13 protein-coding genes are annotated in these 10,004 nt (G+C 70.8%); 8 read left to right on the plus strand and 5 right to left on the minus strand.

The features are described from left to right. Nucleotides 1–92 precede the first annotated feature (92 nt). The 3 genes from dhaL to GUY61_RS28950 all read left to right on the plus strand — a co-directional run bounded on the left by dhaL (nt 93) and on the right by GUY61_RS28950 (nt 2,821). Nucleotides 93–719 carry a dihydroxyacetone kinase subunit DhaL gene (gene dhaL / locus GUY61_RS28940; protein ID WP_166633223.1) on the plus strand — a complete coding sequence of 209 codons (627 nt, stop codon included), beginning with the start codon at nt 93–95 and terminating at the stop codon, nt 717–719. Then, nucleotides 716–2,458 (plus strand): putative PEP-binding protein, encoded by a 1,743-nt coding sequence (locus GUY61_RS28945; protein WP_166633212.1) that lies wholly within the window; start codon nt 716–718, stop codon nt 2,456–2,458. Before dhaL ends, GUY61_RS28945 begins: the two co-directional genes overlap by 4 nt. 198 nt (nt 2,459–2,656) lie before the next feature. Beyond that, complete coding sequence (locus GUY61_RS28950; RefSeq protein ID WP_166633213.1) at nt 2,657–2,821, plus strand: hypothetical protein; 165 nt, start codon at nt 2,657–2,659, stop codon at nt 2,819–2,821. Nucleotides 2,822–2,993: 172 nt separating this feature from the next. On the opposite strand, the gene GUY61_RS28955 is transcribed toward GUY61_RS28950, so the two are convergent. Continuing rightward, the gene (locus tag GUY61_RS28955; RefSeq protein WP_166633214.1) at nt 2,994–3,131 is read right to left on the minus strand and encodes a hypothetical protein; all 138 of its coding nucleotides are present in this window, start codon (nt 3,129–3,131) and stop codon (nt 2,994–2,996) included. Nucleotides 3,132–3,330: 199 nt separating this feature from the next. On the opposite strand from GUY61_RS28955, the gene GUY61_RS28960 reads away from it, so the two are divergent. The 5 genes from GUY61_RS28960 (at nt 3,331) to GUY61_RS28980 (ending at nt 7,182) form a co-directional block, all read left to right on the plus strand. Beyond that, complete coding sequence (locus GUY61_RS28960) at nt 3,331–3,954, plus strand: hypothetical protein (RefSeq protein ID WP_243766829.1); 624 nt, start codon at nt 3,331–3,333, stop codon at nt 3,952–3,954. Nucleotides 3,955–4,027: 73 nt separating this feature from the next. Beyond that, a complete protein-coding gene (gene leuE / locus GUY61_RS28965) occupies nt 4,028–4,729 on the plus strand; it encodes a leucine efflux protein LeuE (RefSeq protein WP_166633215.1) in 702 nt (233 codons plus the stop codon). 60 nt (nt 4,730–4,789) lie between these two features. Beyond that, complete coding sequence (locus GUY61_RS28970; RefSeq protein ID WP_166633216.1) at nt 4,790–5,260, plus strand: GNAT family N-acetyltransferase; 471 nt, start codon at nt 4,790–4,792, stop codon at nt 5,258–5,260. Nucleotides 5,261–5,399: 139 nt separating this feature from the next. Continuing rightward, on the plus strand, nt 5,400–5,681 hold the full coding sequence (locus tag GUY61_RS28975; RefSeq protein ID WP_166633217.1) for a GlsB/YeaQ/YmgE family stress response membrane protein: 282 nt from the start codon (nt 5,400–5,402) through the stop codon (nt 5,679–5,681). Between the two features lie 274 nt (nt 5,682–5,955). Then, nucleotides 5,956–7,182: a cytochrome P450 gene (locus GUY61_RS28980; RefSeq protein ID WP_166633218.1), complete on the plus strand. Its 1,227-nt coding sequence runs from the start codon at nt 5,956–5,958 to the stop codon at nt 7,180–7,182. A 90-nt stretch (nt 7,183–7,272) separates the two neighbouring features. On the opposite strand, the gene GUY61_RS28985 is transcribed toward GUY61_RS28980, so the two are convergent. The 4 genes from GUY61_RS28985 to GUY61_RS29000 are packed head-to-tail and all read right to left on the minus strand — an operon-like array spanning nt 7,273 to nt 9,920. Beyond that, on the minus strand, nt 7,273–8,553 hold the full coding sequence (locus GUY61_RS28985) for a cytochrome P450 (protein ID WP_166633219.1): 1,281 nt from the start codon (nt 8,551–8,553) through the stop codon (nt 7,273–7,275). Further along, nucleotides 8,550–9,164 (minus strand): ATP/GTP-binding protein, encoded by a 615-nt coding sequence (locus GUY61_RS28990; protein WP_166633220.1) that lies wholly within the window; start codon nt 9,162–9,164, stop codon nt 8,550–8,552. Before GUY61_RS28990 ends, GUY61_RS28985 begins: the two co-directional genes overlap by 4 nt. Beyond that, on the minus strand, nt 9,145–9,501 hold the full coding sequence (locus GUY61_RS28995) for a DUF742 domain-containing protein (protein ID WP_166633221.1): 357 nt from the start codon (nt 9,499–9,501) through the stop codon (nt 9,145–9,147). Before GUY61_RS28995 ends, GUY61_RS28990 begins: the two co-directional genes overlap by 20 nt. Continuing rightward, entirely contained in the window at nt 9,498–9,920 is a 423-nt protein-coding gene (locus GUY61_RS29000; protein ID WP_166633222.1) for a roadblock/LC7 domain-containing protein, read from the minus strand. Before GUY61_RS29000 ends, GUY61_RS28995 begins: the two co-directional genes overlap by 4 nt. Between the last annotated feature and the right edge of the window lie 84 nt (nt 9,921–10,004).

A 10,004-nucleotide genomic window follows, 5' to 3' on the forward strand; every position in this document is an offset into this window, starting at 1 on the left:
AAGAGACAGCGGTAGGCCATCGCGGCGTCGAAGTTCCGGCTCGCCATCAGGTACTGGGTGGCACCGCAGAACAACGGCATCATCAGGCTGCGCTGGGAGAGGTCGAACCCGAACGCGCTGACGACCAGGCCATCGCCGCCGCCGTCGAAGAGAACAAGGACCTCCTCACCCAACTCGACTCGGCCATCGGCGACGCCGACCACGGCACCAACATGCAGCGCGGCTTCTCCGCCGTCACGACGGCCCTGACGGGGTCGGAACCGGAAACCGTCGGGGCCGTGCTGGTCAAGACCGGCACCACCCTCATCTCCAGCGTCGGCGGCGCCTCGGGGCCGCTGTACGGAGGTGCCTTCCGCGCCATGGGGAAGGCACTCGACACCGGGGAAGCCGGCACCGAGCGGTTCGCCGAGGCACTCGCCGCCGGGCTGCAGAGCATCCAGAAGCTCGGCGCGGCGACCCCCGGGGACAAGACCATCGTCGACGCCTACACCCCCGCCCTGGCCGCGTTCCGGCTCGCGGCCGACGCCGGCGGCGACTTCGCCGCGGCGGCGGCAGCCGCGGCCGACGCCGCCGAGGAGGGAATGCGCGCCACCACCCCGATGCAGGCCAGGAAGGGCCGGGCCTCCTACCTGGGAGCCCGCAGCGTCGGCCACCAGGACCCCGGCGCCACCTCCACCGCCCTGATCTTCCGCGCACTCTCCGAAACGGCACCCCGATGACCCAGACGCCCCGGAAGACCCGGAAGACCCGGACGGCGCCGCGGGCGACGCAGCTGCCCCGCCGCTCCTACACCGGACACGCCGCCTCCCGGGGAACAGCCCTGGGCCTGCTGCACCGCACGGACCCCCCGACCACGACCACCCCGCCGGCCCCGGCCGGAACGGACGATCCAGGCCGGCTGATCGCGGAGGCCTTCGACGAAGTGGCCGCCGGGCTGTACGAACTGTCCGTCTCCCTGCGCGAACGGGGCGAGGACGAACAGGCCGACATCATGGAGGTCAACAGCTACATAGCCCAGGACCCCGGCCTGCGCGACGAGGCGGTCCGGCTGGCCGTCTCCGGGACCCCGGCCGCGCCGGCCGTGCGACAGGCCGTCGACGGGCAGGCCGCCCTCATCGCCGCACTCGACGACCCCGCACTCGCCGAACGCGCCGCCGATATCCGCCAGGTGGGCCGCCGCGTCCTTGACCGGCTGCTCGGCCGCACCGGTCCCGCGCAGGACCAGCCTCTCGTCCTGGCCGCCCACGAGATCGGCGCGGCCGACCTCCTCGAACCCGGCAGGACCGTGGTCGCGGCCCTCTCCGTCACCGGCGGACCCAACTCCCACGCGGCCATCGTCGCCCGGTCCCTCGGCATTCCGCTCCTCCTCGGCATCGAGGGTGCGCTGCTCGACCTGCCCGACGGGCAGGAGGTGCTCGTCGACTCCGAACGGGCCACGGCCGTCACACCGCCCGACGACGCCGAACGCACCGAAGCCCGGCGGGCCATGGCCGCCGCAGCCGCGCTGCGCCTGGCCCTCGCCGGGGAACGGGACCTGCCGAGCACCACCCTCGACGGCCACCACGTGGTGCTGCGGGCCAACGCGGCGACGCCCGCGGACGCACACGCCGCGCTGCGGGCCAACGCGGACGGCATCGGCCTGCTCCGCACGGAACTTCCCTTCCTCGAAGCCCGTACCTGGCCCACGGAGGAACAGCACACGGCCGCGCTGGGACCGGTCCTGCGCGCCCTCACCGGACGCACCGTCACCGCACGGACACTGGACTTCGCCGACGACAAACTGCCGCCGTTCCTGTCGAAGGGACTGCAAGGGGGCCGGCTCGGCCGCGGACTGCCCCTGATGCTGGCCGAACCCCGGGCGTTTCTCGCGCAGTTCCGGGCCCTGCTGCGCACCGGCGCCGACACCGGCCTGCGCATCATGATCCCCATGGTCGCCGATGTCGGTGAACTGCGCGCCTGCCGCAGTCTGCTGGACACCGCGGCCGCGGAACTCGCCCTGCCCGCACCGCCCCTGGGCATGATGGTGGAGCTGCCGGAAGCCGTCGCGGCCGCCGACGAACTCGCCCGCGAGGCGGACTTCTTCTCCATCGGCAGCAACGACCTCACCAGCCGGATACTGGACCTGGACCGGCGCGACCCAGCCGCGACTCCGGCGCTGGGCGCCCACCCCGCGGTGCTGCGTGCCGTGGCGCGGGTCGTCACGGCGGCGCACCACCACGACCGCCGGGTCTCGGTCTGCGGGGACGCGGCCGCGCACCCGTTGGTCGCTCCGCTGCTCATCGGCCTCGGGTGCGACATCCTCTCGGTGGCACCCGCGGCCCTCGACGAGGTCAGGGCCCGCGTCCGCAGACTTGAGCACGGCGCCTGTGTGTCCGTGGCGCGGGAAGCACTCGCGTGCGAGACGCACGAGGAGGTGCGGCGGCTCGTCCTGGACCACCTCACACCGCGCCTGCCCTGACACACCGCCCTCGTGCCCGGCCGTCCCGGACGGCCGTGAGCGCGCCAACCACCGCGAGGTATCACGCCGTTCGGCCTGCAGACGGCGTGAAACCCCGTGACGCGGGCGGGTTCGGCAGGCGTGCAGGCATGCACGGCCACGCACGGGCAAGACGGGACATGACGGATGCCGAGCAGCGCGATGGCCGGAGGAGACATCATGAGTGAGACGGTTGTCGAGACCTTCCCAGCCGGGTCACCCCGCGGATCCTGGGACGCCGAGGAGTACGCCGCGCGGTTGCAGCAGCAGGGCGTGCCCGCCACCGTCGTCATGGACCTCACCACCGACTCCTTCCTCGTGAAGGTCGACGAAGAAGAGGCCTGACACACCGCCCGTACCGGTCGGGACGGCGGCGGAGCCGGCGACAGCAGGCCCACCCGGCCGGACCGGCCGGCGGGTACAGCGACCGCGACGGTACGGAGACCGGGGCGGGGGCGGTGACGCGTGGCGCCGGCGGGCGCGGCGCCGGGGACGCGTGGTTCCTGCCCGGGTGTACCTACTCGGGCTCCGCGTCCTCGATCCGGTATGTCTTGATCCAGGCCTCTCCGCACCGGCAGCGGGAGTGCTCGATCAGGTCGCCGTCCTCGGACACCGCCATGTCCTGGCGGACACGTACATGGACATGATTGGTCATGACGAAAGCACTCCGCTCTGAAGGACGGGTGCCGATGGTGACCCTTCACGGCCGTTGCGGCAATGAGTCCGGTCACACCGCCGCGGGCATTCGTCGGAGATGCGGCGGATCAACGGCACACGTCGGCCCGGGGCGCGTTCGCCGTCCACGATGCGCCGCCGGACAGCGTGCCGCCGGCCTGCGCCAGGGTGGGCAGGCCGTGGACATCCGCGGTGCCGCCCTCCGCGTGGCCGAGCGGCTGGGCGTACTGGAGGAGGCACGGACGCTGCGGACCCGGATGCGGGGGATGTCGTTCCTCGCTCCCGACGGCCGCGAGATCGACCGGTCCACCGAGGCGACGTTCAGCAGCGGACGGCTCGACAGCGACGACATCGAGGTGCTGCGCGACGACCTGGTCCGCCTGCTGTACGAGCGGACGTGCGCGGACGTCGAGTGCGTCTTCGGGGACAGCGTCACGGCCCTCGACCAGGGCGGGGAAGGAGTGCGGGTGGACTTCGCTCACGGGCCATCCCGCACCTTCGACGCCGTCGCGGGTGCCGACGGGCTGCACTCGACGGTCCGGCGGCTGGCCCTCGGGCCGGAGGAACGGTTCGTGCGCCATCTCGGCAGCTGCGTATCGGTGTTCGGCACCGAGAACTTCCTCGGGCTGGACAACTGGCAGCTGTGGCTGCGGGACGGCCCCTCCGGTTCCGGCATCATGCCGGTCCGCGACAACACGGAACCGAGGATCGCCTTCGGCTTCGAGTCCGAGCCGCGGGCCGGACAGAAGCGGGGCCGGACGCGGCGTGAGACCGGATACGGCGTAAGGGCGGATACGGCGTAAGGGCGGATACGGCGTAAGGGCGGATCAGACCCTATCCAGGTGCATGTCGCACGAGCGTGCGATACTCCGCCTCATGCTGGGTGTCACTGATCTTCCTACCTATCTCGCCGGACTTGTCCTGATCGTCCTCCTCCCGGGGCCCAACTCGCTGTATGTACTGTCCGTCGCCGCACGCCAGGGTGTGCGTACGGGCTACGGGGCGGCCGCGGGCGTGTGGTGCGGGGACGCGGTGCTGATGGTGCTCTCGGCCGCCGGAGTGGCCTCGCTGCTCCAGGCGAACGCGGTGCTCTTCGGGATCGTCAAGTACGCGGGCGCCGGGTACCTGTCGTGGCTCGCCATCGGGTTGCTGCGAGCGGCGTGGGCGATGTGGCGGACCCGGCACGAGCGTGCCGGGTCCACGGAGCCGGGCACGGCCCCGACGCCGCCGGTCACGGGTACAGGAGCGGACACGGCCAGGGGCAAGGGCACCGAGGAGCGACCGTTCCGCAGGGCCCTGGTCATCAGCCTGCTCAACCCCAAGGCGATCCTGTTCTTCGTGGCGTTCTTCGTGCAGTTCGTCGATCCCGAATACGCCTATCCCGCCCTCTCCTTCGTCGTGCTCGGCGTCTTCGCCCAGCTCGCAAGCTTCCTCTACCTCTCCTCCCTGATCTTCGGCGGCACGAGGCTCGCCGCGGCCTTCCACCGCCGCCGGGTCCTGTCGGCGGGGGCGACCACGGCGGCCGGCGCCCTCTTCATGGGGTTCGCCGTGAAACTGTCGCTCGCCAGTTCCCTGTAGCAGCGGCCGGGCCACGGGCACGAACAATCCGGATGCGGTGGCCCGCCGTGGGCTGCGATCATGCTCCGCGTGCAGATCCCCGACCTCGTCGTCCGGCGTGCGGCCGGCCCGGACGCGCCCGCGGTGGCCGATGTGTGGCTGCGCTCCTTCACGGCGGCCCTTCCCGGCGTACGCCGCGCCCACTCCGATGGGGAGGTCCGGGCCTGGTTCCGTGAGGTGGTCGTGCCCACCCGCGAGACATGGGTGGCGGCCGTCGACGGATCGGTCGTCGGGATGATGGTGCTGGATCACGCCGAGATCGACCAGCTCTACCTCGACCCGGCCTGGCAGGGCCGCGGCATCGGCGACCGACTGGTGCGGCTGGCCAAGGAGCGCCGCCCGGCCGGGCTGACCCTGTGGACGTTCCAGGTCAACGGGCGCGCGCGGCGCTTCTACGAGCGCCACGGCTTCGTCGCGGTCGAGCACACCGACGGAAGCCGGAACGAGGAACGGGAGCCGGACGTCTGTTACGTGTGGTCGCCGGTGGACTGACGGCCCTCGGCCCTCGGGCCGTCGAGCAGCCCCGCGACCGCATCCGTACGCGCGTACGACGCAAGCAGGTTCGGGAAGACGCGGAGCGGCCATGCGGTGATCAGCGAAGAACATTCACCGAACAGAAGGGCCACCGGCTATGGGCATCATCGCTTGGATCATCATCGGCCTCCTGGCCGGCGCGATTGCCAAGGCACTCATGCCGGGCAAGGACCCGGGCGGCATCATCATCACCATGCTGATCGGCATCGCCGGCGGACTGCTCGGAGGCTGGCTCGGCAAGGTGATCTTCGGGGTCGACTCCATCGACGGCTTCTTCGAGCTGTCCACCTGGATCGCCGCGATCATCGGCTCGCTGATCCTGCTGGCGCTGTACCGGATGATCGCCGGCCGTTCCGGACGCCGGCACAGCCACGCCTGAGTCGAGGCACCCCGCGCGACGCCCGCCGGGCTGCGGCCGCCGCACGCGAAGGCGGGCCGTACACGGTTCATCGTGTACGGCCCGCCTTCGAGTGCGGCGGCACAGGCGGGTTGCGTGCACGCGGGCTCGTGATCAAGGAACGGAGGACACGGGCGCGGCGGGTTTCCGATCACCGTTGTGATCATGATATGCGCACGGCCGGTATCCGGCTGTCCCCGCCCACACATGATCATTAGCCTTGCTGGTCTGACTATTGACGCTTCAAGGAGCGCCTGTGACCACCACACCGTCCGTACCCGACATCCTCTCCCCCGAGTTCGCCGAGAACCCGTACCCCGCCTACCGGGTGATGCGGGAGACCGCTCCCCTGATCTGGCACGAGCCGACCAAGAGCTACATCGTCTCGCGGTACGAGGATGTCGAACGGGTCTTCAAGGACCGGGACTCCGAATTCACGACCGACAACTACAGCTGGCAGATAGAGCCGGTACACGGCAAGACGATCCTCCAGCTCAGCGGGCGTGAGCACGCCGTACGCCGGGCCCTTGTGGCCCCCGCCTTCCGTGGCCGGGAGCTCCAGGAGAAGTTCCTTCCCGTCATCGAGCGAAACGCCCGGGAACTCATTGACGCGTTCCGCGACCGCGGCAGCGCCGACCTCGTCGAGGACTTCGCCACCCGCTTCCCCGTGAATGTCATCGCCGACATGCTGGGCCTGGACAAGTCCGACCACGCCCGCTTCCACCGCTGGTACACGTCGGTGATCGCCTTCCTCGGCAACCTCACGGGCGATCCGGAGGTCGCGGCGGCGGGCGAGAGAACCCGCCTCGAGTTCGCCGAGTACATGATCCCGATCATTCGCGAGCGCCGCGAGAACCTCGGGGACGACCTGCTGTCCACGCTGTGCGCCGCCGAGGTGGACGGCGTGCGGATGAGCGACGAGGACGTCAAGGCCTTCTGCAGCCTGCTGCTCGCGGCCGGCGGCGAGACCACCGACAAGGCCCTGGCCAGTATCTTCGCCAATCTGCTCGCGCACCCCGAGCAGCTTGCCGCCGTGCGCGAGGACCGCAGCCTGATCGACCGGGCCTTCGCGGAGACCCTCCGCTACACGCCCCCGGTCCACATGATCATGCGGCAGACCGCGGTCGAGGTCACCCTCAGCGGCGGGACCGTCCCGCCGGGCGCCACCGTGACCTGCCTGATCGGCGCGGCGAACCGGGACCCCGGCCGGTACCAGGAACCCGACCGGTTCAACATCTTCCGCGACGACCTGACGGCCACCACCGCCTTCTCCGCCGCGGCCGACCATCTCGCGTTCGCACTCGGCCGTCACTTCTGCGTCGGAGCGCTGCTCGCCCGCGCCGAGGTCGAGATCGGCGTGAACCAGCTCCTCGACTCACTGCCCGACCTCCGCTTCGGCGACGATTTTCAGCCAAAGGAGCAAGGTGTCTTCACGCGGGGTCCGCAGGCCCTGCCGGTGCGGTTCACACCCGCTGGAGCCTGATCCCGGAGGCGGCCGCCCGCCGGCGGCCGCCTCCCCGCGCCGACGGCCGCCGTACGCGGACGAAGCGTTCGGACCGGCGGCCGGGCGGTCTCACTGCAGTACGGGTGTGAACCGCACCGGCAGTGAGGTCAGCCCCCGCATCCAGATGGAGGGCCGCCACAGGAGCTCTTCCGGTTCCACCGCCAGCACGACGTCCGGCAGCCGCTCCAGCAGCGTTTCGATGGCCGTGCGCGCGATGACGTCCGCGAGCAGCGGAGCGGGGTAGGGGCAGCGGTGCTCCCCGTTGCTGAACGACAGGTGAGCACCGTTCCCCTCCGCCCCGACGTGCCCGTCGGGCCAGATCTGCGGGTCGGTGTTGGCGGCGGCCAGCCCGAGGACCAGGCAGTCGCCCGCCTTGATGCGGCGCCCGCCGAGCAGGGTGTCGCGCACCGCCCAGCGTCCGATGAAGTTCTGGGTCGGGGTGTCCAGCCACAGCACCTCGTTCAGGGCCTGTCCGACGCTGACCCGGCCGCCGGACACGTTGAGCGCGAAGCGGTCGTCGGTCAGCAGCAGCCGCAGCGTGTTGCAGATCCAGTTCGCGGTCGGCTGCTGAGCGGCCGCGACGATGGAGATCAGGTCCTGCACGATCTCCTCGTCGGCGAGCCCCGCCGGGTGGGAGAGCATCCGGGTGACGACGTCGGAACCTGGGTGCTCGCGTTTGTACTTCACCAGTTGCTCGAGGCGCTCCCCCACACGTACGTAGGCGGCGACCGGGTCGTCGCCCTCCGCCGCGTCGAGTGAGGTCTGCAGGTCCCGCACCAGTTCGCCGGTGTCGACGCCCTCGGCCGACATGCCGCACATCTCCACCGCCGCCCGCATGGGCAGTTCGTGGGCGTAGGCGCTCATCAGCTCCGCCTCACCGGTACCGGCGAAGACGTCGATGAGCTCGTCGGCGATCCGGCCGCAGTTGGTGGCCAGTTCGAACTGGTCGATGCCCTCCAGCGCCTGGGTGATGACGCCCGCGCGCCGCTGGTGCTCGGCGCCCTCGGTGAACAGCACCGAGGGCTGGTAGCCGACGTAGGGCAGCAGCGGCCAGTCCTGCGGGATGTTCTCCCACTGGTTCCAGCGCCGGGAGTCGCGGGCGAACAGTTCGTCGTGCGTGGTGACGTACGAGACCTCGGGATAGCCCAGGACGAGCCAGGCGGGCACGCCCCCGTCGAGGAGGACGGGGGCCACGGGGCCGTGGACGCGGCGCAGCGACTGGTACAGGGCGGACGGGCTCTGCTGGTACTCCAGTCCGCTGAGCGGCACAGCGTCGGGGTGTGCCGGGCAGCCCTGAGGCGCCGCCTGCTGCTCCGTGGCGCGCGTTTCGGAGCCGGTCGCTTCGGTCATGGGGTCATCTCCCGGGCCATGGCCAGTTCGTAGAGGTGGTCGACAAGAGTGATGAGGACGTTCTTGCCGGACGAGCGGACGCGCGCGTCGCAGTCGATCAGGGGCACGTGCTCGGGCAGCGCGAGGGCCTGCCTGATCTCGTCCAGGGAAAAGCCCGAGATGTCGTCGTCGAACCGGTTGACCGCGACGACGAACGGCGTCTTGTGGTGCTCCAGCCGGTCGATGGCGTACCAGGACTCGCTCATCCTGCGGGTGTCCACCAGGACCACCGCCCCCAGCGTGCCGGAGAAGAGCCTGTCCCACAGGAACCAGAAGCGCTCCTGGCCGGGGGCGCCGAACAGGTAGAGCACCATGCGTTCGTTCAGGCTGATCCGGCCGAAGTCGAAGGCGACAGTCGTGGTGGTCTTGTCGGGCAGGCCGGTCGTCTCGTCGACGCCGACGCCCGCCTGGGTCATGATCTCTTCGGTGTTCAGCGGCCGGATCTCGCTGACGGACCGCACCAGGGTGGTCTTGCCGACCCCGAACCCGCCCACGACGACGATCTTGAGTCCGGTCTCGGCCGCGTCGGCAAGTGGTGTGCGGGTGGACGACTCAAATGTTGCGGAGTCCATGAAGCACCTCCAGTAGCAGGGCGGAATCGGGAAGGTCGGCCACCGCCGAGGCGGCCCGGGGGTGGCGCGCGGTGACCTTCGACATCGCCAGGAGGTCTCCGAGCAGGATCCTCACCACCGTCACCGGCAGCCGCAGCTCGGCGGCGACCTCGACCACGGCCGTCGGGTGGCGGCACAGTTCCAGGATCCGGACGTGCTCGGACTGCATGCCGCGGGCGGGTTCGCACTCACTGACGATCAGTGAGACGAGGTCGAGATCGTCCTGGGCCTCGCTGCGGCCCCCGGTGACGGTGTACAGCCGGTCCGGGTCCCCGGTGTCGACCGGGCGTCGGATCATCGGGACCGGTTCTCCTCGGTGGATGTGCGGGCCTCGGCGCGCAGGTGCTCACCGATCTGCTCGACGAGTTCGGTCATCTGGTGTCCCACCACGCCGGGGTCGGCGCCGTCCTCCGCGAGGACGGCGAGGTGCGCGCCGTCACCCGCCTCCACGATGAAGAGGAGACCGCCGTAGAACTCGGTCATCGAGTGGCGCACTCCGCCGCTGCCGTCGCCGAACTCGATCGACGCGCCCTGCGCGAGGGCCTGCATGCCCGAGGCTATCGCGGCGAGCTGATCGGCCTGGTCCACGGTGAGGTGGGGAGTCCAGCACAGCTTCAGTCCGTCGCGGGAGAGCACCAGGGCATGCCGGGTGCCGGGGGTGCGCTCGAGCAGGCCTTCCAGGAGCCACGTCAGGTTGTTGTCAGTGGTGGTTTGCATGGGGTGGAGGGCTGGTGATCCGTGGACGCCCGGTCACCGGCCCGTTCCTCCAATCTCGCGGTTACGGGAGGGGCGGGGCGCCGC

The organism is Streptomyces sp. GC420 (assembly GCF_009916105.1).
GTDB lineage: Bacteria > Actinomycetota > Actinomycetes > Streptomycetales > Streptomycetaceae > Streptomyces.